The organism is Pseudomonas sp. RC2C2 (assembly GCF_018390435.1).
Lineage (GTDB): Bacteria > Pseudomonadota > Gammaproteobacteria > Pseudomonadales > Pseudomonadaceae > Aquipseudomonas > Aquipseudomonas donghuensis.
Map to the genome: position 1 here is coordinate 1,795,054 of NZ_JAHBAX010000001.1, position 21,653 is coordinate 1,816,706.

The window sequence follows — 21,653 nt, forward strand, 5'->3', positions numbered from 1 at the left end:
TACAGGAGCTGGCTTGCCCCGAAAGCAGCCTGAAATAAAAATCGAAATTATTTCCACTACCCCCTGACACTTTTCCCAACTCACTCGGCAAGGAAGCTAGTTAGCACTTACTTCCGTCGAGGAGCCGCTGTATGTCCCGCGCTTTTGAGAACGTTCTGCGTCCCGGCCTGCTGGCCGTGGCCATTGCCCTGGCAGCACCTCTGGCGAGCAGCCCGCTGATTGCCGCCGAACAATCGGCCAGCCTGCGCAGCTACAACCTGCCCGCCGCCCCGCTGTCGACCACGCTCAACCAGATCGCCAGCCAGGCCGGCATCGCCCTGGCCCTGGACCCGAGCCTGGCCAGCGGCCGCACCTCGGCGCCGGTCAGCGGCCAGTACGACGGCGTCGGCGCCCTGCAAGCGGCCTTGCGCGGCACCGGCCTGCAACTGCAGCAGAGCAGCGCCGGCACCTACAGCCTGATCGCCGCCCCCGAAGGCACCCTGGCCCTGCCGGAAACCAGCGTCAACGCCCGCAGCGACTACGAAAGCGCCTGGGGCCCGGCCACCGGCTTCACCGCCACCCGCACCGCAGCCGGTACCAAAACCGATACACCGGTCGTTGAAGTGCCGCGCTCGATGAGCGTGATCACCCGCGAGCAACTGGACGACCGCCAGATCCTCAACCTCAACGACGCCTTGCGCTATACCGCCGGCGTACAGAGCAGCGGCTACGCCTCCGACCCCCGCGCCGACTGGCTGCGGGTACGCGGTTTCGACCCGACCCAGTTCCTCGACGGCCTGCCGTTGCCCAAAGGCTCGTTCGCCAACCCGAAAGTCGAGCCATGGAACCTGGAGCGCATCGCCGTGCTGCGCGGCCCGGCATCGTCGGTTTACGGCCAGACCCCACCCGGCGGCATGCTCGACATGGTCAGCCGCCGCCCCCAGGCGCAAAGCGCCCACCAGATCGAAGCGCAGGTTGGCAGCAACAACCATCGCCAGATCAACTTCGACAGCACCGGCAAAATCGATGACGACGGCCAGTTCCTTTACCGCGTCAGCGGCGTCGTCCGCGACAGTGACTCGCCAACCGACCATGTCCCGGACAAGCGCTATAACCTTGCGCCAAGCCTGACCTGGAACATGGATGAAGACACCAGCCTGACCTTCATCACCCAGTTCACCCGTGACGATACCGGTATCAGTGGCCAGTTCCTGCCGCTGCAGGGCACCAAGCTGGGCTCGCCGGCCGGCGACATCTCCCATCACAAGAACCTCGGCGACCCGGACTGGGAATTCTACGATCGCACCTACTACGCCCTGGGCTATGCCTTCGAGCACCGTCTGAACGATGTCTGGCAGTTCCGTCAGAACCTGCGCTACACCAAGAGCGACCTGTCGTTCCAGGGCATCAACGTCGCGACCATGAACAACGACACGATCCAGCCTGACGGCACCGTTCCTCGCGAGACCGGCATCGTCAACGAAGACATCAGCCAGTTCGCCGTCGACAACAACTTCCAGGCCGACTTCCAGACCGGCGCCCTGAGCCATACCCTGCTGATCGGCCTCGACCACCAGCGCTCGAACACCAACTACCGCTGGGACTACGGCCTGAGCTACAGCGTACCGCCAGGCAATGTGATCAACCCGCCGTACGGCCAGGACTTTTCCAAGGTGGATTACTTCACCATGTACGACTACGGCCAGAAAACCCGCCAGACCGGCTTCTACGTGCAAGACCAGATCGCCCTCGACAACTGGCGCCTGACCCTGGGCGGGCGTGAAGACTGGGTACACACCGGCACCACCTTCCACAATCAGAACGATGCGACCAGCACCGAACGCGACAAGGCCTTTACCGGCAACATCGGCCTGAGCTACGTGTTCGACAACGGCGTGACCCCGTACATCTCCTACACCGAGTCGTTCCAGCCGACTACCGGCGCCGCCGTCGCCTCCACGGATTCGTTCAAACCGACCGAAGGCCGCCAATACGAAGTCGGCATCAAGTACCAGCCGGTTGGCAGCCAGAACCTCTACACCGCTGCCGTGTATGACCTGCGCCAGGACAACGTGAAAGTCACCGAAGGCAACATTACCCAGCAGGTTGGCCAGTTGCAGGTCCGCGGCCTTGAACTGGAGGCCACCACACAGGTGACCGAAAACCTCAAGCTGATCGGCTCCTACAGCTACACCGACACCGAGATCCTCAAGGGTGCGGCCAACGAGCAAGGCAACCGCATGGCGCTGATCCCGCGCAACCAGGCGACCCTGTGGGCGGACTACACCTGGCACAACGGCCTGCTCGACGGCTTTGGCGTCGGCGGTGGCGTGCGTTATGTCGGTGACAACTACGGCAACACCACCAACACCGATCTCGGTTATGTCGGCTCCTACACCGTCTACGATGCGTCGGTGCACTACGACCTGGGCCGCAAGGTCAGCACGCTCAAAGGCATGACCGTCGCCGTCGAAGCCAAGAACCTGTTCAACAAGGACTACCTGGCCAACTGCGACGGCTACTGGTGCTACTACGGTGACGAGCGCAACGTCGTTGCCAGCGTCAACTACAAATTCTAAGGCTGCGGATGAACAGCCGAACCATCCGTCGCTGGTCCTTCGTCCACACCTGGACCAGCCTGATCTGCACCCTGTTCCTGCTGATGCTGGCAGTCACCGGCTTACCGTTGATCTTCCATCACGAGATCGACCACTTGCTGGGCGATGCCCCCGAGCTCAAGCAGATGCCGGCCGACACACCCAAGCTCGATTTGCAGGAACTGGTGCTCAAGGCCCAGGCCCATCGCCCTGGCGAGGTGATGCAGTACTTCGGCTGGGATGAGGACGACAGCAACGGCGTGATCGCAATCATGGCCGCCACCGCAGGCACCGAACCGAATTCGTCGCACACGTTCATGCTCGATGCACGCAGCGGCGAAGCGGTGGAAATGCCTTCGGCCAACGGCGGCTTCATGATGACCATGCTGCGCCTGCATGTGGACATGTTCGCCGGGCTGCCCGGCAAGCTGCTGCTGGCGTTCATGGGCCTGTTGTTCGTAGTGGCGATCGTCTCCGGCGTGGTGCTCTATGCGCCATTCATGCGCCGGCTGAAGTTCGCTACCGTGCGCAACGACAAGTCCACGCGCCTGCGCTGGCTCGACCTGCACAACCTGATCGGCATCGTCACCCTGACCTGGGCGCTGGTGGTTGGGGTTACCGGGGTCATCAGCGCCCTGTCGGATCTGGTCATCGCGGCGTGGCGCAACGAAAGCCTGACGGCGATGGTCGCGCCTTACCGCGATGCACCGCCGCTAACGGAGCTGGCGCCGGTCAGTCGGGTTCTGGATATCGCTGCGCAAGCCGCGCCAGGCATGCAACCGGATTTCATCGCCTTCCCCGGCACGCGTTTCTCCAGCGAGCATCACTATGCGGTGTTCATGAAGGGCAGCACCCACCTGACCGCACACCTGCTGACCCCGGTGCTGATCGACGCCAGTAACCTTGAAGTCACCGCCATCGGCGACCGGCCCTGGTACATGGACGCCATGGGCCTGTCGCAGCCACTGCATTTCGGTGACTACGGCGGCCGGCCGATGCAAGTTCTCTGGGCAGTGCTGGATGTGCTGACCATCATCGTGCTGGGTAGCGGGGTGTACCTGTGGGTAGTGCGCCGACGGGCCAGCAAGCCGGTTGCTGTGGCACAAGCGGAGACGGTGCAATGAAGCGCAAGTCGTCAAGCTTCTGGAGCGTGTTCGGCATGCCAGTGGCGATAGCCCTGGTGGGCGCGCTGGGGCTGTTTGCCGCCTTGCTTGGCGATGGTTGGTGGGATGCCCTGGCCTGGGCGGGGTTGGGCTTGCCAGCGCTGTACAGCTTGCGCGGCTTGGCTCGATAGCAATCGCGGGGCAAGCCCCGCGATGCGGTTTTATCAGTCCGCCAGCTTCGGCAGGCACTCATCCAGGCGCTTGTACAGCGCACTGCCAGCGGGCCAGTTGCGCAACAACCGCGCCCGATCACGGGCAAAAGCCTGGGCAAAGCTCATCTGGGTAGCGTGATGACACATGGCATCCAGATCGATCAGCGACCATTGGCCGTCCTGCCAGAACAGGTTGTGGCCCTTCATGTCGCCGTGGCTGATGCGCTCGTGGATCAACTGAGCGAGCAGGTGCTGCAAGGCCTGCAGTTGCTCCTCGGGCACCTCGCCGGATTCGACATACGGCGCGAAACAGGCCAACAGATCCGGGCCATCAGCGTACTCGGTGACCAGATAGGCGCGGCTGCGCAAGCCCATGAAGCGCAGCTCCTGCACCGCCAGCGGCTTGGGCGTGGCAATGCCGAGAAACTCCAGGCGATGCCCTTCGATCCACGAATGCCAGGCCCGGCTCGGGCGCCAGAAGCGCTTGAACCAATGGGCAGTGTTCTTGATGTTATAGCGTTTGAGCACCAGTGGCCGGCCATTGACCTCAACCTTGGCCACGCTGGCGGCGCCGCCGGTCTTGTACAGGTGGCCCTGGTCGATCAGGGTATCGGCCTGCTCCAGCACCGGCAGCATGGCGACCACTTCGTTGCGACGAATTGAACGCAGGCCCGACGCGCCGCGCTCGACGCTGAACAGCGTGCACTCGCGCCCGGCCTTGTCGAGGTAGTCCTTCAGACGCCAGCTGCGCACCTTGTCGATCTGCTTCTGCAGGGCTTCCAGCGGCAGCGCGTGCTCGGCGTTGGCCAGCAGGTAATGCACCAGCAGCTCTTCGATAAAGGGCTCCAGACGCTTGGGCAACTGGGCGAACAATACCCCGAGGTTCTGCAACACCTGTTGGCGCGACAGCGGCTGGCCAAGGGTTTCGGCCTTGATCCCGGCGCCATCGATCAAATACAGCTGGCCGTTATGGCGCAGCAGGTTGTCCAGGTGCAAGTCGTCCTGCCACAGGCCCTTGGCGTGCATCTGCGCCACCGCCGTCAGGGCTTCGCCGAGCACCAGGTGCTGTTCATCGGCCAGCGGCGGCAGGGCTTCGACTTCAGCCCAGGCATCGGCCAGGCTCACGGCGTTTTCGAGAAACTCGAACAGCAGCCAACCGCCCTCGCCTTCGCGCAAACCATCGGCCAGCAGCAGCGGCGTGGTCAGGCCCTGGGCCGCCAGCAGCCGCGCACCTTCCAGTTCACGCTGAAAATGCCGGGCGGCGCTGCTGCCGACCAGCAACTTGGCCAACACCGGCTTGCCACGCCAGATCCCGGCGCCAACATAGCGCTGGCCCGGCAGCACCCGCAGCAGGCTGAGCAACTGCAGCTCGGCGCTGCCAGCGGCGTCGGCCAGGCTGATGTTCAGGGGCAGGTCCGGGCTGCGCCCGGCATCCTTGAGTTCGGACAATCGCATCAGCGAGCCTCTTTCTCACGGCGGCGGCGCGTCAGGCGCTGCAGCCAGGTATCAACCAGCGGGCTATCGGTGGGCTGGTCCAGGTAGGACGAGAGCATCACCCGCACTTCAGCTTCGCTCCAGATCGGTGCCCGGCGCAACAGCGGCTCAAGATCCTTGAGCCGGTCGCGCATGCCCAGCAACAATGGCCGGGTCTTCTCCAGGTCGATCAGTTGCGCCTGCCAGCTGTCGCTGCGGCTGCGCAGGAAGATGTGCTTGGGGTAGAAGCAGCCATGCACCTGGTTGGCGGTGTGCAGGGTACGCGCCAGTTGCCCGCAGGCACGCAGGATGCCCTGGCGCTGGCCGATGTCCAGTTGTGGCCACTGCCCCAGCAGGCTGTCCAGATCGCTCCAGTCATCCAGGGCACGGGTCATGAGGATCGCCCGACGCTCGCCTTCGACCTTGCGCTCGCCGTAGTACACCGCTTGCAAGGCAGGGATACCGAGCTTCTGGTAGCGGCTGATATTGCGAAACTCGCGGGCGAAGGTTGGCTCGCCGAACGGTCGGTGCAAGGTGCGGGTCAGGTAGTCGCTCTGGCGCTTGAGGTAATAGCCCTTGCCTTCAAGCTCCAGGCGATAGACGCTGCTCCAGCCGCCACGGCCGGTGTTGGGCTCGTCCACCGCATCGAGCTGCAGCGCCCACAGCTGATCGAAACCGTTGAGGCCATGGCGCTCAAGCAGCGCCACATCGGCACTGGAGAGAAAATCAGTCATTCGCGTCCCTCGAAAAACGTCACCACATGGCGAATGCGGCGTTTGTCCGATTCATTCAGACGCTCGCGCCCGCGGTACTGCAGGTAAAAGCGCAGTCGCTGGGTGTTCGACAAGTGATATTTGGCCACTTTGTCCAGGCACGCCAGGTCTTTGGTGATGCGGTAACGCAGCATGAAGCCCCACCAGAAATCGCCGGTCGGGCAGTCGATGAAGAATAGCGTGGCCTGGTCATCCACCAGCAGGTTGCGCCACTTCAGGTCGTTATGGGTGAAGTGGTGGTCATGCATGATCCGCGTGTGTCGCGCCAGCTGACGGCTGATGTGGTCGACCCAGCCGCGATCGGCCAGGCGTGCATCGTTGCGCTCGGCCAGCGCCGAGAGGTCTTCGGTGCGCGGCAGCTCGCGGGTGATCATCGCCCCGCGGCCAAAAGCCAGGCCATTACGCTCAAGGCCGAAGGCGACCACTTCAGCGGTGGGAATGTCCCACTTGGCGAACTGCTTGAGGTTCTGCCATTCAGCCTTGATTCGCGGGCGCCCGAGGTAGCGGCGCAGGCCTTTGCCAGCGCCGGTATAGCGCTTGACGTAATAGTTGACCCCCTCGCGCTCGACACGGATCACTTCGCTCAGCGGGTCGTGGGTCAGGCGCTCGCCCTTGAGGGCGAACACCGCTTCGATACTGCCAAAATCCGTCGCCAGGGCCTGGTAGGCAGGCTCCAGTTTCCAACCCGCCATCAGAGCGCGTCTCCGTACCGTTGTTTACGCTCGTAGAGCTTCTGCGCCTTGCCTTCCAGCCAGGCCAGCAGCCCGGCTTCCTCGGCGAGGATCTGCCGTAGCGGCTGCTGAAAGTAACCACGCAAGAAGCGCAACTTGTCGCGCCGGGTCAGGCCGATGTCCAGCGCCGAGAAGTACAGCGCGGCCAGGTCCTTGTCACGCCAGCGGTGGGAGATTTTCGCCCGGGTCTGGGCGCGGTGCAGGTCGATAACCGACAACTTGAAATCATCGGCCGTCACCGGCCGGTCGGTGTGCAGCAAGAAATGGCAGATGTAGCAGTCGCGGTGGTTGACCCCGGCGCGGTGCATCATGCCGGTCATGCGTGCCACTTCGGCGATCAGCGCACGCTTGAGACGCGGCGCGGGCGGCTGCTTGACCCAGTCGATGCTGAAGTCTTCGAGGCTGACGGTCGGCGCCAGTTCTTCGGTGACGATAAACGAATGCTGGGCAGCCGGGTTATCACCACGCTCACCATAGGCCACTGCGGTCATGGTCGGCACGCCCACTTCATGCAGGCGCTGGATTGCCTGCCACTCCTGGCCGGCGCCGAGCACCGGCAGCTTGGCGGTGAACAGGTTCTTGAAGATCTCGCCCCAGCCGATGCCGCGGTGGATCTTGACGAAATAGCCGCGGCCTTCGACTTCGGTGCGCAGGGTACGGCGGCCTTCCAGCTCGCGGTACACCTCGCCTTGCAAGGCCTCGACGGCCTCGAAGGCATCGCGCCCGGCCCACAGGCGCTTGAACGGCTCAGCCAGTATCAGTTTCATGCGCGCTCCTGCGCCAGGATCACGTCGGCGGCATGCTCGGGCATGCTGTAGAGGTCGGCCGTGTCGGCAAACGCCAGGCCATTGCGCGCCCATGCGGCGCGTGCCTGGCCGTCTTCGAGCATGCGCTGCAGGTAGCGGTTGAGCTGCTCCTGCTCGAACGGCTCATCGAGCACCAGGCCGCTGTCGGCTTCGGCAATGTAATGGGCATAGCCGCACACGGCCGAGACCAGTACCGGCAGCCCGGCGACCAGCGCTTCGAGCAGCACGGTGCCGGTGTTTTCGTTGTAGGCCGGGTGGATCAGCAGGTCGGCGCCGAGCAGAAAGCGCGGAATATCGCTGCGGCCCTTGAGGAACTGCACCTGCTCGGTCAGGCCGAGGGTCGCGCTTTGCAGCTGGAACACCTTGGGGTCGTCCTGGCCGATGACCATCAGCCGCGTGCGCTTGCGCAAGGCCGGTGGCAAGGCCGCCAGGGCCTTGAGGCTGCGGTCGACGCCCTTGGTCTTGAAGCCCGAGCCGATCTGCACCATCAGCAGTTGATCGTCTTTCAGCTCGAACTCGCGGCGGAACTCGGCACGGATCTGGGCGGCATTGGCCGGTGCCCGGCGATCCTGGCTGATACCCGGTGGCAGCAGGTGGAAGCGCTCGATCGGGGTGTCGTAATGCTTGATGAACAGCGGTTGCTGAACCTCGGAGATCATCAGGATCTCGGTCCTGGCCTCCTTGGCGAACACTGCCCGCTCGTACTCGGCAAAGTGCCGGTAGCGGCCCCAGCGCCGGTACAGCGAGTTGCGCAGGTTCTGCGCCTTGTCTTCAAAGCAGCCGTCGGCGGCATAGTACACGTCCAGCCCGGGCATCTTGTTGAAGCCGATCAGGCGATCGACCGGGCGCTTGGCCAGGTCCGCGCCCATCCAGGCGCTGAGCTTCTCGTTGCGCCGATGGTTGAACAGCGCCTTGACCGGCGCCACCAGCACTTCGAAGCCCTCCGGCACATCGCCTTCCCAGATCAGCGTGTAGACGCGGATCTGGTGACCGCGACGCTGGCACTCCAGGGCAATGCGCATGAAGTCGCGCTGCAGGCCGCCGAAGGGGAAATACTTGTATAGAACAAAAGCCAGTTGCATCAACGAACATCCTCAGCCAGCAGCAACGCGCGCAATTGGCTCGCCACACGCTCGGGATTCAGGCGAGTGAAGCACAGCGGCCACTCGCGTTTGAGATCGAACCGGCGCTGGTCATCAGCGCTCGGTTTGTAGGTACATTTCTTCTGCAGGCACGGCGCGCAGGCAAAATCGCTGGCGATATGCACCTGGGATTTGCCATAGGCACCAGTGAGCCCCGGGTTGGTCGGGCCGAACAGCGACAGGGTCGGCACATCCAGTGCCGCCGCCAGGTGGCCGAGGCCGGTATCCACGGCAATGCAGGCCTTGGCTGCGGCCAGTACGCGGGCGACTCCGACCAGGTTCAGCTTGGGCAGCACCTGGCAGTTGCTCAGGCCCTTGGCGATGCGCTCGGCCCGCGCCTGCTCGGCCGCGTTGCCCCACGGCAGGCGTACCTGCAGGCCTTGCTGGCCGAGGCGTTCGGCCAACTGGCGCCAGTAGGCTTCCGGCCAATGCTTGGTCGCCCAGGTGGTACCGTGCAGGAACACCACGAACGGCGCCGCTGGCGGCAGCTGCAGGCGATTGAGGTCCAGACCGTAATCACCGAGCCCGGCCGGCAGGTTGTAGCCCAGCGCCAGGGCGAAAAGCTGGCGCACCCGCTCCACCGCATGCTGGCCGCGCTCCACCGACAAACGCCGGTCGTAGAAACGGCTCGACAGCCCTTCACGGGCCGAATAGCGGTCCATGCCGGCCACCGGCGCCTTGACGTAACGGGTCAGCCAGGCCGATTTGACCAGGCCCTGGGCGTCGATCACCAGGTCGTACTTGCTCTCGCGCAGACGCTGCTTGAACTGGCGCCACTCGCCGCTCTTAAAGGTTTGCCAGAGGTTCTTGCGCCAGCGGCGGATGGCCACCGGGATGATCTTGTCTACCGCCGGGTGCCAGCTGGGGATCTCGGCAAAGCCTTCTTCGACCACCCAGTCGAAGCGGATGCCAGGGATTGCCCGGGCAGCGTCGGTCAGCGCCGGCAGCGCATGGATCACATCGCCCAGGGACGAAGTCTTGATCAGCAGTACCCGCACTTACTCGACCTCGGCCATGACGTCGATCAGGTTCGGACCGTTCAGGCGCTGCAGCGCAGCTTCCACGGCTTCCGGCTCCAGCTGACGCAAGCAGTTGTAATGGCCGAACCGGCAGGTACGGTCGAAGCAGGGGCTGCAGTCCAGACCCAGGCGCACCACCTCGACTTGATCAGCCAGAGGCGGGGTGAAGCCTGGCGAGGTCGAGCCATAAACGGCCACCAGCGGACGGTTCAGCGCCGCAGCCACGTGCATCAGCCCGGAATCGTTGGACACCACCGCATCGCTGCACGACAACAGGTCGATGGCCTCGGCCAGCGAGGTCTCGCCGCTGAGGTTGCTCGCCTCTTCGCGCAGGCCCGGGATCAAGCGCCCACGAATGGCTTCGCCGACCGCGTGGTCGTTCTTCGAACCAAACAGCCAGACTTGCCAGCCTTGGCGGATCTTGCTCTCCGCAACCTTGGCGTAATGCTCCGACGGCCAGCGCTTGGCTTCACCGAATTCGGCGCCAGGGCACAACGCCAGAACCGGGCGGTCCAGGCTCAGGCCGAACTTGGCCAGGGCCGCGTCGCGGCTCTGTGCCTGGATCTGCAGGCGCGGGCGCGGGTACGGCTGCGGCAGTTCGGCGCCGGCCGGATAGGCCAGGGCCATGAAGCGCTCGATCATCAGCGGGTACTTGGCCTTGTCGAGCTTGCGCACGTCGTTGAGCAGGCCGAAACGCAACTCGCCGCGCCAGCCGGTACGCTTGGGGATGCCGGCAAAGAACGGCACCAACGCCGACTTCAGCGAGTTGGGCAACAGGATCGCCTGGTCGTACTGGCCGGCCAGGGACTTGCCGATACGCCGGCGCGTAGCCAGCTCGAGCGCGCCGTGGCCGAGCGGGAAGCTCAAGGCCTGGCGGACTTCGGGCATGCGCTCAAGGATCGGCCGGCTCCACTCGGGGGCCAGCACATCGATCACACATTCCGGGTGACGCTGCTTCAGGCACTGGAACAACGTCTGCGCCATTACCATGTCGCCCACCCAGCTGGGGCCAATGATCAAAATTCTCATGCTTTATCCAGAAACGATCAGGGAGGCTGCAAACTGTTCGCGAACAGCCTGGCCTCCCCTCTTTATATTCAGGCTATATGTCGACCAGTGTACGCCACTCGGGCTGTACTGTGGTCGTGGCAGGCGTCCTGGTGCCTGAACCGCCTGGCCGATATATCAACTCAAGCCTAGCTGCGACCAGATCCGCCGCACCTCCTGGCGCTCCTGAACGAACTGTTCGGCGTCGATCACCCCGGCCTGCTTCTGCAGGGCCTGGCGGTGCGCGGCGGAACGGAACGCCTTGTACACCTCGCGCAGCAGCACGGCATCGCTGGCGGGCATCAGCCCGGCCTGCTCAAGCTCTTCGAGGATGCGGATATTGTCGGTCCAGCGCAGCAGTGCCGGATGGTCGTGAGACCATGCCAAAGCGGCGTATTGCACCATAAATTCGATATCGACGATACCACCGGCATCCTGCTTGATATCGAAGGGCACACCGGCATCGAAGGCATTGGCCGCCGTCCCGGCGGCGCTGAGCTTGGTGCCGAGGTTGTCGCGCATCTTGGAGCGCATCTCGCTGACTTCGGCCTGCAGCTTGGGCAGGTCGCGGGCCTGGCCGAGAATGCGTGCACGCACGGCCTCGAACGCCGCGCCCACCTGCGGGCAACCGACCAGCACCCGGGCGCGAACCAGGGCCTGATGCTCCCAGGTCCAGGCTTCGTTCTGCTGGTAGCGCTCAAAGGCGCCCAGCGAGCTGACCAGCAAACCTGAGGCGCCCGAGGGGCGCAGGCGCATATCCACGTCGTAGAGCTGGCCGGAGTTGGTCTGGGTGGTCAGCAGGTGAATGATGCGCTGGCCCAGGCGGGTGAAGAACTGCGCGCAGTCGATCGGCTTGGCACCGTCGGTATCAGCCTGCGGGTCACCGTCGTGGATGAACACCAGGTCCAGGTCCGAGCCGTGGCCCAGCTCGATGCCGCCAACCTTGCCATAGCCGACAATAATGAAGCCCGGGTCGCACAGGCTGCCGTCGCTGCGCTTGGGCTGGCCGTGACGGCTCACGGTCTGGCGCCAGGCCAGGGCCAGCACCTGGTTGAGGATGGCTTCGGCCAGCCAGGTCAGGTAGTCGCTGACTTTCATCAACGGCAGGTTGCCGGCGATTTCCGAAGCGGCCACGCGCAGGCTGTGGGCCAGCTTGAAGTGGCGCAGGGCTTCCATTTGCTGTTCAAGGTCGTCTTCGGGGATGCGCGTCAGCCGCTCGCGCAACTCGGCGGCCAGTTCCGGGGCCTGCGGCGGGCTGAACAGACGCCCTTCGTTGAGCAGCTCGTCGAGCAGCAGCGGGAAACGGGTGATCTGTTCGGCGATCCACGGGCTGGCGGCGCACAGGGTCAATAGACGGCGCAACGCCCCGGGGTTTTCGGTGAGCAGCACCAGGTAGGCCGAACGTCGGGCTACGGCTTCGACCAGCGGCAACACCCGTTCCAGCACCAGGTCTGGGTCGGCGTGCTCCACCGCCTGGGCCAGCAAACGTGGAATAAAGGCATCCAGACGCTCACGACCCAGGCGCTGCATGGCCCGCAACTGCGGGCTGACACGCAGGCCGGCCAGCTGCTTGAGGGCCTTTTGCGGGTCGGCGAAACCGGCGTCCTGCAACTGACGGCAGGCGGCCTCTTCATTCTGGGCTTCTTCCCACAGCGGCAGCCACTCGCCGCCGACGATCACTTCGCCTTCTTCATTCTCGTCTTCGTCCGGGTCGGCAATCACCTGGCGGAAGTGCCAGTCGATACGCCCACGCCAGTGCATCAGTTGGGCATGGAAGCTCGGCCAGTCGGCAAAGCCGAGCATGAAGGCGATGCGCGCACGGTCCAGTTCATCGTCCGGGAGCATCTGGGTCTGGCGGTCGGCAATGGCCTGGATCGCGTGCTCGGTGTAACGCAAAAACTCATAGCCTTCACGCAGCTCGGCAATCACCGCCGGCGGCAGGTAGCCCTGGCCTTCGAGGGTCGACAGCACCTTGAGCAATGGCCGCTGCTGCAAGCTCAGGTCGCGCCCGCCGTGGATCAACTGGAAGGCCTGGGCAATAAACTCGACTTCGCGGATGCCGCCGGCACCCAGCTTGATGTTCTCGGCCATGCCCTTGCGCCGCACTTCCTGTTGGATCAGCTGCTTCATGGTGCGCAGCGCTTCGATCGCCGAGAAGTCCAGGTAACGCCGGTAAACGAAGGGCCGCAGCAGATCCAGCAACTGCGCGCCGGCGACCTGGTCACCGGCAACTACCCGCGCCTTGATCATTGCGTAGCGTTCCCAGTCGCGGCCCTGGTCCTGGTAATACTGCTCCAGGGCATTGAAGCTGAGCACCAGGGCGCCGGCCGAGCCGTAAGGGCGCAGGCGCATATCGACACGGAACACGAAGCCGTCGACGGTGATCGGGTCCAGGGCCTTGATCAGGCGCTGGCCCAGGCGGGTGAAAAACTCCTGGTTGTCCAGCGAGCGCTTGACCCCTTCCGTTTCACCGCCTTCAGGGAAGGCGAAGATCAGATCGATGTCCGACGACAGGTTCAGCTCCACCGCGCCGAGCTTGCCCATGCCCAGCACCACCATGTGCTGCGGCTGGCCGCTGCGATGACCGATCGGCGTGCCGAACTGCTGGCAGTGGCGCGGGTACAACCAGTTGTAGGCCTGATCGATAGAAGCGTCGGCAAGATCGGACAGATCGCGGCAGGTCTGCACCAGGTCAGCCTGGCGGGTCAGGTCACGCCAGATGATCCGCACCTGCTGGCGGCTGCGCTGGCGGCGCAGGTTGCGCGCCAGTTCGTCTTCGCTCTCGGCAGCCTGGGCAGCAGCAGCGATCTGGGTGCACAGCTCGCCCGGGGCAAAGGCCCGGTCGAGTTCGCCACTGGCGGCCAGATCAGCCAGCATCGCCGGGTCGCGCACTACCTGTTCAAGGACGAAATCACTGGCCGCGGCTACCCGGGCGAACTGCGCCCAGCGGTCGGCGCTCCAGTCTTCGACAGTCAGTTCAGGTTGCAGGGCAACAGCCGCACGAAACGATTGCGCGTTGCGGCTGACCAACGCGGTGAAAGTGGCCGGCAGTTCGGCCAGCAAAGGCAGGCTCATGGTCTATCCTTGATCGGCGAGATTGGATTGGCAGCGAGCGGACTGGGGAACCCTGACCACGGTTGGACTGTCGTACAAAAGTTAGAAATAGCTGAAAAAACTGATTTTATGGCAGAAACCATCGCAGCAAACCTTTTCTTAACTTGTTTTTAACCACCGGTATCGATTTTTCCCACAACCCGAACAGCGGCCACGAGCCATTTTTCTGTAGTTTTACTACTGCCCGATCACCTCAAAAGCATGAAATGGTGATTCATTTGTAGTAAAACTACACAACGCCGGTACACTCTCCGGTAATCCAAGAATTTTATGTCGTCTGCCCAAAAGGCCAGTCGCAAACTCAGGCAACCGATTCTGGAAGCCTTTCCGCCCTGGAGCAAGCCATGCAAGACCTCGATCCCGTCGAAACCCAGGAATGGCTGGACGCCCTGGAGTCGGTTCTCGACAAAGAAGGCGAAGACCGCGCTCACTACCTGATGACCCGTATGGGCGAGCTGGCCACCCGTAGTGGCTCTCAGCTGCCATATGCCATCACCACGCCATACCGCAACACCATTCCCGTCACCCACGAAGCACGCATGCCTGGCGACCTGTTCATGGAACGCCGCATTCGCTCGTTGGTGCGTTGGAACGCGCTGGCCATGGTAATGCGCACCAACCTGAAAGACTCGGACCTGGGCGGCCACATTTCGAGCTTCGCCTCCAGTGCCACCCTGTACGACATCGGCTTCAACTACTTCTTCCAGGCTCCGACCGACGAGCACGGCGGCGACCTGATCTACTTCCAGGGCCACGCCTCGCCTGGCGTCTACGCCCGTGCGTTCATGGAAGGCCGGATCAGCGAAGACCAAATGAACAACTTCCGTCAGGAAGTCGATGGCAAGGGCCTGTCGTCCTACCCACACCCATGGCTGATGCCTGACTTCTGGCAGTTCCCGACCGTTTCCATGGGTCTGGGCCCGATCCAGGCGATCTACCAGGCGCGTTTCATGAAGTACATGGAAAGCCGTGGCTACATTCCTGCCGGCAAGCAGAAGATCTGGTGCTTCATGGGCGACGGCGAGTGCGACGAGCCGGAATCCCTGGGCGCGATCTCCCTGGCTGGCCGCGAGAAGCTGGACAACCTGATCTTCGTCATCAACTGCAACCTGCAGCGCCTCGACGGCCCGGTTCGCGGCAACGGCAAGATCATCCAGGAACTTGAAGGCGTATTCCGTGGCGGTGGCTGGAACGTCAACAAAGTGGTCTGGGGCCGTTTCTGGGACCCATTGCTGGCCAAGGACGTCGACGGCATCCTGCAACGCCGCATGGACGAAGTCATCGACGGCGAGTACCAGAACTACAAGGCCAAGGACGGTGCATTCGTCCGTGAGCACTTCTTCAACACTCCAGAGCTCAAGGCCATGGTCGAAGACCTGTCCGACGACGAGATCTGGAAGCTCAACCGTGGCGGTCACGACCCGTACAAGGTCTACGCGGCCTACCACCAGGCGGTCAACCACAAAGACCAGCCGACCGTCATCCTGGCCAAGACCATTAAGGGTTATGGCACCGGTGCTGGCGAAGCCAAGAACACCGCGCACAATACCAAGAAGGTCGACGTCGACAGCCTGCGTCACTTCCGCGACCGCTTCGACATCCCGGTCAAGGACGAAGAGCTGGAAAACCTGCCTTTCTTCAAGCCTGAAGAAGGCAGCGCCGAGGCCCGTTACCTGGCCGAACGCCGCAGCGCCCTGGGTGGCTTCGTGCCACAGCGCCGCGCGAAGAGCTTCAGCATCCCGACGCCACCACTGGAAACCCTGAAGGCGATCCTCGACGGCTCGGGCGACCGTGAAATCTCCACCACTATGGCCTTCGTGCGGATCCTCGCGCAACTTGTCAAGGACAAGGAAATCGGCCAGCGCATCGTCCCGATCATCCCGGACGAAGCCCGTACCTTCGGTATGGAAGGCATGTTCCGCCAGTTGGGCATCTACTCGTCCGTCGGCCAGCTCTACGAGCCAGTCGATAAAGACCAGGTGATGTTCTACCGCGAAGACAAGAAGGGCCAGATCCTCGAAGAAGGCATCAACGAAGCGGGCGCCATGTCCTCCTTCATCGCTGCCGGTACTTCGTACTCGAACCACAACCAGCCGATGCTGCCGTTCTACATCTTCTACTCGATGTTCGGCTTCCAGCGGATCGGCGACCTGGCCTGGGCCGCTGGCGACAGCCGCACCCGTGGCTTCCTGATCGGCGGTACCGCCGGCCGTACCACCCTCAACGGTGAAGGCCTGCAGCACGAAGACGGTCACAGCCACATGCTGGCCGCGACCATCCCGAACTGCCGCACCTATGATCCGACCTACGGCTACGAGCTGGCGGTGATCATCCAGGACGGCATGAAGAAGATGACCGAAGAGCAACAGGACGTCTTCTACTACATCACCGTGATGAACGAGTCCTACCAGCAGCCAGCCATCCCGGCCGGTGTCGAGGAAGGCATCATCAAGGGTATGTACCTGCTCGAGGAAGACACCCGCGAAGCTGCGCACCACGTTCAGTTGCTGGGCTCCGGCACCATCCTGCGTGAAGTGCGCGAAGCGGCGAAGATCCTGCGTGAAGAGTTCAACGTTGGCGCCGACGTCTGGAGCGTTACCAGCTTCAACGAACTGCGTCGCGACGGCCTGGCCGTAGAGCGCAGCAACCGCCTCAAGCCTGGTCAGAAACCTCAGGTTACCTACGTCGAAGAGTGCCTGGCTGGCCGCAAGGGCCCGGTCATCGCCTCCACCGACTACATGAAGCTGTTCGCCGAACAGATTCGCCAGTGGGTACCGAGCAAAGAGTTCAAAGTCCTGGGTACCGATGGCTTCGGTCGCAGCGACAGCCGCAAGAAGCTGCGTCACTTCTTCGAAGTCGACCGTCACTTCGTGGTGCTGGCTGCCCTGGAAGCCTTGGCTGACCGTGGCGATATCGAACCTAAGGTCGTGGCTGAAGCCATCACCAAGTTCGGCATCGACCCGGACAAACGCAACCCACTGGACTGCTGAGGAGTATTTTTAAGTGAGCGAACTCATTCGCGTACCTGACATCGGCAGCGGTGAAGGTGAAGTCATCGAGCTGTTCGTCAAAGTTGGCGACCGTATCGAAGCCGACCAGAGCATCCTGACCCTGGAATCGGACAAGGCGAGCATGGAAATCCCTGCTCCCAAGGCCGGTGTGGTCAAGAGCCTGAAGGTCAAGCTGGGCGACCGCCTGAAAGAAGGCGACGAACTGCTGGAACTGGAAGTCGAGGGCGCCGCTGCTGCGGCCCCAGCGGCTGCCGCCCCTGCCGCAGCGCCTGCTGCTGCGCAACAACCTGCTGTTGCCGAGGCCCCTGCGGCCCCGGCCGCTGCACCGGCGGCGGCCACCGTTCAGGACATTCATGTTCCGGACATCGGCTCCTCGGGCAAGGCCAAGATCATCGAGCTGCTGGTCAAGGTTGGCGATACGGTCGAAGCCGACCAGTCGCTGATCACCCTGGAATCGGACAAAGCCTCGATGGAAATCCCGTCGCCGGCTGCCGGCGTGGTGGAAAGCATCGGCGTCAAGCTCGAAGACGAAGTCGGCACTGGCGACTTCATCCTCAAGCTCAAAGTCCAGGGCGCCGCCGCGCCAGCACCAGCGCCTGCCGCTGCTGCTCCGGCTGCCAAGGCTGAAGCCGCCCCTGCTGCTGCACCTGCTCCGGCTGCCAAAGCCGAGGCCGCACCCGCGCCTGCCGCTGCCCCTGCACCAAGCGGTGCCAAGGTTCACGCCGGCCCTGCCGTGCGTCAGTTGGCCCGTGAGTTCGGCGTCGAGCTGAGCGCAGTTGCCGCCAGCGGCCCGCACGGTCGTGTGCTCAAAGAAGACGTGCAGGTTTACGTCAAGGCCATGATGCAGAAGGCCAAGGAAGCTCCAGCCGCCGGTGCCACCGGTGGTGCTGGCATCCCGCCGATCCCGGAAGTCGATTTCAGCCGCTTCGGCGAAATCGAAGAAGTGCCGATGACCCGCCTGATGCAGATGGGTGCTACCAACCTGCATCGCAGCTGGCTGAACGTTCCTCACGTTACCCAGTTCGACAGCGCCGACATCACTGAGCTGGAAGCCTTCCGCGTTGCGCAGAAAGCCGTTGCAGAAAAGGCCGGCGTCAAGCTGACCGTACTGCCGCTGCTGCTTAAGGCCTGTGCTCACCTGCTCAAGGAACTGCCGGACTTCAACAGCTCGCTGGCGCCTAGCGGCAAAGCGATCATCCGCAAGAAGTACGTCAACGTCGGTTTTGCCGTCGACACTCCGGATGGTCTGCTGGTACCGGTAATCAAGAACGTCGACCAGAAGAGCTTGCTGCAACTGGCTGGCGAAGCGGCGGCCCTGGCTGAAAAAGCCCGGACCAAGAAGCTGTCGGCTGACGACATGCAAGGTGCCTGCTTCACCATCTCCAGCCTCGGCCACATTGGCGGCACCGGCTTCACGCCGATCGTCAACGCGCCGGAAGTGGCGATCCTGGGTGTTTCCAAGGCCACTATCCAGCCTGTCTGGGACGGTAAAGCCTTCCAGCCGAAGCTGATGCTGCCGCTGTCGCTGTCCTACGATCACCGCGTGATCAACGGCGCCGCTGCTGCGCGCTTCACCAAGCGCCTGGGCGACCTGCTGACCGACATCCGCACCATGCTGTTGTAATTGCTGTTTCCTGTCTCCCCTGCCGGGGAGACAGGCTCCCTTTTCGAGCTGCCACGCTCGTACCTCAACCCCGTCATTTTGGCGGGGCTTTTTTTATCTGCTGGAATGGTCCCCCTGTGGGAGCGGCGATGCGGCGGTCCGACTTGTCCCGCGATACTTAAGATTCCTACATCCATGCCGACACAGTTAGCACGGAGGTCTCTGTATCGCTTGTCAGCCTCAAGCGCATGATGCAACCTTGCCGACACGCGTAGTAGCAGATTGCTCCGTTTGCGCGAACAGCCTTCTTGAAGCGAGCTCTCGATGAAAAGCCAACCTGATGCCGCCAGCCGTATGGTGGCCGAGGTCGTGACGCAGTTGCCCGTGCCCTCGCGGCTCGGGATGCTGCGTTTCGAGCGGCTGAACGAGGCCAGCTGGGCGCTGCTTTACCTTGATCCTGGTTGTGAACGGCAGTTTGGCCTTGCTGCAGTGGAACTCTGCGCACTGGTCGGCTCGCCCTACGCCAGCCTGATGGAGCCCGAAGCCCGCTACAAACTGCACGACGCCATCCAGTTGCAACTGGCTCAGCGCCCGCATTACCTGGTGCGCTATACCCTGCACACCGCCCAGGGCCCGCTGCAGTTGCTGGAGTTGGGCGAAGCCTACAAGCAGCACAACCGGCAGTTGCTGCGCGGCTACCTGATGGTCCTCGACAGCCAGCCTGGCGACGCTCCCGACCTGTCGGCCGTCGATCTCGAGACCCGCAACAGCCGCCTGCAAATCGCCCTGCAGCTTAACCAGCGGGCCCAGCAGGAACAGCTCGAGCACCTGGAGCGGGTGCGCGCCCAGCAGGACCTGATCCTGCATTTGGCCCGCCACCGCTATAGCGCCAGCAACTCGCTGCTCGAAGCCGCCGAGCTGATCACCCGCAGCGCCTGCGAGATCTACAAGATCGACTGCGCGAGCATCTGGTACCTGGAAGACCAGCAACTGCAGCCGATTTCGGCGTTCTACCGCGACGCTCAGGAATACCGCCTGCCCGAGCCGATCGACGCCAGCCGTTTTCCCGACTACCTCGAAGCCCTGCACACCAGCCGCGCCATCGACGCCCACAACGCCACCCACGACCCGCGCACCCGGGACATGGCCGAGAGCCTGCGCCCATGCGACATCAATGCCATGCTCGATGCCAGTATCCGTATTGATGGCCAGGTGGTCGGGGTGTTGTGCCTGGAACAGACCGGCTCGGCGCGTGCCTGGCAAACCGATGAAATCGCCTTTGCCGGCGAGCTGGCCGATCAGTTCGCCCAGGTCATCAACAACCACAACCGACGCACCGCAACCAACGCCCTGCACCTGTTCCAACGTGCCGTCGAGCAAAGCGCCAACGCCTTCTTGCTGGTCAACCGCGACGGCGTGGTCGAGTACGTCAACCCGAGCTTTACCGCCATCACCCAGTACAGCACCGATGAAGTCCACGGCCATCGCCTGTCGGAACTGCCGGCGCTGGAAAACCTGAGCGAGCTGCTGTTCGACGCGCCGTCCAGCCTGGCCATGGGCAATAGCTGGCAGGGCGAGTTCAAGAGCCGACGCAAGAATCTCGAACCCTACTGGGGCCAGCTATCGATTTCCAAGGTGTTCGGCGACAACCGCGAACTGACCCATTACATCGGCATCTACGAAGACATCACCCAGAGCAAGCTGGCCCAGCAGCGCATCGAGCGCCTGGCCTATACCGACAACCTGACCAGCCTGGGCAATCGCCCGGCGTTCATCCGCAACCTCGACGAGCGCTTCGCCCGCGACAGCGACAGCCCGATCAGCCTGCTGCTGGTGGACATCGACAACTTCAAGCGGATCAACGACAGCCTCGGCCACCAGACCGGCGACAAGCTGCTGATCAGCCTGGCCCGACGCCTGCGCAACAGCCTGAGCCCCGGCGGCAGCCTGGCGCGCTTTGCCAGCAACGAATTTGCCGTACTGCTCGAAGACACCGACCTGGAAGGCGGCCAGCAGGTTGCCCAGCAACTGCTGCGCACCCTCGACAAGCCGATGTTCGTCGACAACCAGCTGATCAACGTCACCGGCTCCGTGGGCCTGGCCTGCGCGCCGCTGCATGGCCGCGACCCGCAGACCCTGATGAAAAACGCAGGGCTTGCCCTGCACAAGGCCAAGGCCAACGGCAAGCACCAGGTCCAGGTGTTTACCGAAGCGCTCAACGCCGAGGCCAGCTACAAGCTGTTCGTCGAGAACAACCTGCGCCGCGCCCTGACCCAGAACGAACTGGACGTGTTCTACCAGCCCAAGCTGTGCCTGCGCAGCGGCCGCCTGCTGGGCCTGGAAGCGCTGCTGCGCTGGAACCACCCGGAAAAGGGCATGATCCGCCCCGACCAGTTCATCAGCGTCGCCGAAGAAACCGGGCTGATCATCCCCATCGGCAAGTGGATCGCCCGCCAGGCCTGCCGCATGAGCCAGAAGCTGCGCACAGAAGGATTGGGCAACCTGCAAGTGGCGATCAACCTCTCGCCCAAGCAGTTTTCCGACCCCGACCTGGTCGCCTCGATCGCCAACATCCTCCAGGAAGAAGCCCTGCCCCCGCACCTGCTGGAGCTGGAGCTGACCGAAGGCCTGCTGCTGGAAGCCACCGAAGACACCCACCGCCAGCTCGACCAGCTCAAACAACTGGGCCTGACCCTGGCCATGGACGACTTCGGCACCGGTTATTCGTCGCTGAGCTACCTGAAGAAATTCCCGATCGACATCATCAAGATCGATCGCAGCTTCATTCATGAAATCCCTGACAACCAGGACGACATGGAGATCACCTCGGCGGTGGTGGCCATGGCCCACAACCTCAAGCTCAAAGTGGTTGCCGAAGGCATCGAGACCGCCGAGCAACTGGCGTTCCTGCGCCGTCACCGCTGCGATGTCGGCCAGGGCTACCTGTTCGACCGGCCGATCCCGGGCAGCGAGCTGATCGCCAAGCTCAAACGCTATCCGCGTGGCCCTATCGCCTGACAGCGGCGTTTCTCTCGGGCAATAT

General features: G+C 63.3%; 14 protein-coding genes. 6 read left to right on the forward strand and 8 right to left on the reverse strand.

Annotated elements, in window-relative coordinates; genetic code table 11:
- Positions 1-131 precede the first annotated feature (131 nt).
- Genes KHO53_RS08350 through KHO53_RS08360 form a run of 3 tightly spaced genes read left to right on the forward strand, consistent with a single transcriptional unit; the run spans position 132 to position 3,870 of the window.
- On the forward strand, positions 132-2,558 hold the full coding sequence (locus KHO53_RS08350) for a TonB-dependent siderophore receptor (protein WP_213570187.1): 2,427 nt from the start codon (positions 132-134) through the stop codon (positions 2,556-2,558).
- A gap of 8 nt (positions 2,559-2,566) precedes the next feature.
- Positions 2,567-3,700 (forward strand): PepSY-associated TM helix domain-containing protein, encoded by a 1,134-nt coding sequence (locus KHO53_RS08355; protein ID WP_010221390.1) that lies wholly within the window; start codon positions 2,567-2,569, stop codon positions 3,698-3,700.
- A complete protein-coding gene (locus KHO53_RS08360; protein ID WP_010221389.1) occupies positions 3,697-3,870 on the forward strand; it encodes a hypothetical protein in 174 nt (57 codons plus the stop codon). Before KHO53_RS08355 ends, KHO53_RS08360 begins: the two co-directional genes overlap by 4 nt.
- 33 nt (positions 3,871-3,903) lie before the next feature.
- Here the strand turns inward: KHO53_RS08360 and KHO53_RS08365 are convergent, their stop codons facing one another.
- From KHO53_RS08365 to glnE, 8 genes are all read right to left on the reverse strand, one after another.
- Complete coding sequence (locus KHO53_RS08365; RefSeq protein ID WP_010221388.1) at positions 3,904-5,346, reverse strand: lipopolysaccharide kinase InaA family protein; 1,443 nt, start codon at positions 5,344-5,346, stop codon at positions 3,904-3,906.
- A complete protein-coding gene (locus tag KHO53_RS08370; RefSeq protein WP_010221387.1) occupies positions 5,346-6,098 on the reverse strand; it encodes a lipopolysaccharide kinase InaA family protein in 753 nt (250 codons plus the stop codon). The genes KHO53_RS08365 and KHO53_RS08370 overlap by 1 nt, the downstream gene beginning before the upstream one ends.
- The gene (locus KHO53_RS08375) at positions 6,095-6,829 is read right to left on the reverse strand and encodes a lipopolysaccharide kinase InaA family protein (RefSeq protein WP_159389254.1); all 735 of its coding nucleotides are present in this window, start codon (positions 6,827-6,829) and stop codon (positions 6,095-6,097) included. Before KHO53_RS08375 ends, KHO53_RS08370 begins: the two co-directional genes overlap by 4 nt.
- Entirely contained in the window at positions 6,829-7,635 is an 807-nt protein-coding gene (gene rfaP, locus KHO53_RS08380; RefSeq protein WP_036995030.1) for a lipopolysaccharide core heptose(I) kinase RfaP, read from the reverse strand. Before rfaP ends, KHO53_RS08375 begins: the two co-directional genes overlap by 1 nt.
- The gene (locus tag KHO53_RS08385) at positions 7,632-8,756 is read right to left on the reverse strand and encodes a glycosyltransferase family 4 protein (protein ID WP_010221383.1); all 1,125 of its coding nucleotides are present in this window, start codon (positions 8,754-8,756) and stop codon (positions 7,632-7,634) included. The genes rfaP and KHO53_RS08385 overlap by 4 nt, the downstream gene beginning before the upstream one ends.
- Complete coding sequence (waaC, locus tag KHO53_RS08390) at positions 8,756-9,814, reverse strand: lipopolysaccharide heptosyltransferase I (RefSeq protein ID WP_010221382.1); 1,059 nt, start codon at positions 9,812-9,814, stop codon at positions 8,756-8,758. Before waaC ends, KHO53_RS08385 begins: the two co-directional genes overlap by 1 nt.
- Positions 9,815-10,864: a lipopolysaccharide heptosyltransferase II gene (gene waaF / locus KHO53_RS08395; RefSeq protein WP_036995029.1), complete on the reverse strand. Its 1,050-nt coding sequence runs from the start codon at positions 10,862-10,864 to the stop codon at positions 9,815-9,817. It lies immediately after the preceding gene.
- A gap of 156 nt (positions 10,865-11,020) precedes the next feature.
- Complete coding sequence (gene glnE, locus KHO53_RS08400; RefSeq protein WP_010221379.1) at positions 11,021-13,957, reverse strand: bifunctional [glutamate--ammonia ligase]-adenylyl-L-tyrosine phosphorylase/[glutamate--ammonia-ligase] adenylyltransferase; 2,937 nt, start codon at positions 13,955-13,957, stop codon at positions 11,021-11,023.
- A gap of 383 nt (positions 13,958-14,340) precedes the next feature.
- Between glnE and aceE the strand changes: the two genes are divergently transcribed.
- From aceE to KHO53_RS08415, 3 genes are all read left to right on the forward strand, one after another.
- On the forward strand, positions 14,341-16,986 hold the full coding sequence (gene aceE / locus KHO53_RS08405) for a pyruvate dehydrogenase (acetyl-transferring), homodimeric type (protein WP_010221378.1): 2,646 nt from the start codon (positions 14,341-14,343) through the stop codon (positions 16,984-16,986).
- A gap of 13 nt (positions 16,987-16,999) precedes the next feature.
- Positions 17,000-18,631 carry a dihydrolipoyllysine-residue acetyltransferase gene (gene aceF / locus KHO53_RS08410; RefSeq protein ID WP_010221377.1) on the forward strand — a complete coding sequence of 544 codons (1,632 nt, stop codon included), beginning with the start codon at positions 17,000-17,002 and terminating at the stop codon, positions 18,629-18,631.
- A 303-nt stretch (positions 18,632-18,934) separates the two neighbouring features.
- The gene (locus KHO53_RS08415) at positions 18,935-21,628 is read left to right on the forward strand and encodes a putative bifunctional diguanylate cyclase/phosphodiesterase (RefSeq protein WP_010221376.1); all 2,694 of its coding nucleotides are present in this window, start codon (positions 18,935-18,937) and stop codon (positions 21,626-21,628) included.
- Positions 21,629-21,653 lie beyond the last annotated feature (25 nt).

Bases quoted from the DNA above. Each gene is read 5' to 3' on its own strand.
- KHO53_RS08350 (WP_213570187.1), top strand. From the start codon at position 132: ATGTCCCGCGCTTTTGAGAACGTTCTGCGTCCCGGCCTGCTGGCCGTG.
- KHO53_RS08355 (WP_010221390.1), top strand. From the start codon at position 2,567: ATGAACAGCCGAACCATCCGTCGCTGGTCCTTCGTCCACACCTGGACC.
- KHO53_RS08360 (WP_010221389.1), top strand. From the start codon at position 3,697: ATGAAGCGCAAGTCGTCAAGCTTCTGGAGCGTGTTCGGCATGCCAGTG.
- KHO53_RS08365 (WP_010221388.1), bottom strand. From the start codon at position 5,346: ATGCGATTGTCCGAACTCAAGGATGCCGGGCGCAGCCCGGACCTGCCC.
- KHO53_RS08370 (WP_010221387.1), bottom strand. From the start codon at position 6,098: ATGACTGATTTTCTCTCCAGTGCCGATGTGGCGCTGCTTGAGCGCCAT.
- KHO53_RS08375 (WP_159389254.1), bottom strand. From the start codon at position 6,829: ATGGCGGGTTGGAAACTGGAGCCTGCCTACCAGGCCCTGGCGACGGAT.
- rfaP (WP_036995030.1), bottom strand. From the start codon at position 7,635: ATGAAACTGATACTGGCTGAGCCGTTCAAGCGCCTGTGGGCCGGGCGC.
- KHO53_RS08385 (WP_010221383.1), bottom strand. From the start codon at position 8,756: ATGCAACTGGCTTTTGTTCTATACAAGTATTTCCCCTTCGGCGGCCTG.
- waaF (WP_036995029.1), bottom strand. From the start codon at position 10,864: ATGAGAATTTTGATCATTGGCCCCAGCTGGGTGGGCGACATGGTAATG.
- glnE (WP_010221379.1), bottom strand. From the start codon at position 13,957: ATGAGCCTGCCTTTGCTGGCCGAACTGCCGGCCACTTTCACCGCGTTG.
- aceE (WP_010221378.1), top strand. From the start codon at position 14,341: ATGCAAGACCTCGATCCCGTCGAAACCCAGGAATGGCTGGACGCCCTG.
- KHO53_RS08415 (WP_010221376.1), top strand. From the start codon at position 18,935: ATGAAAAGCCAACCTGATGCCGCCAGCCGTATGGTGGCCGAGGTCGTG.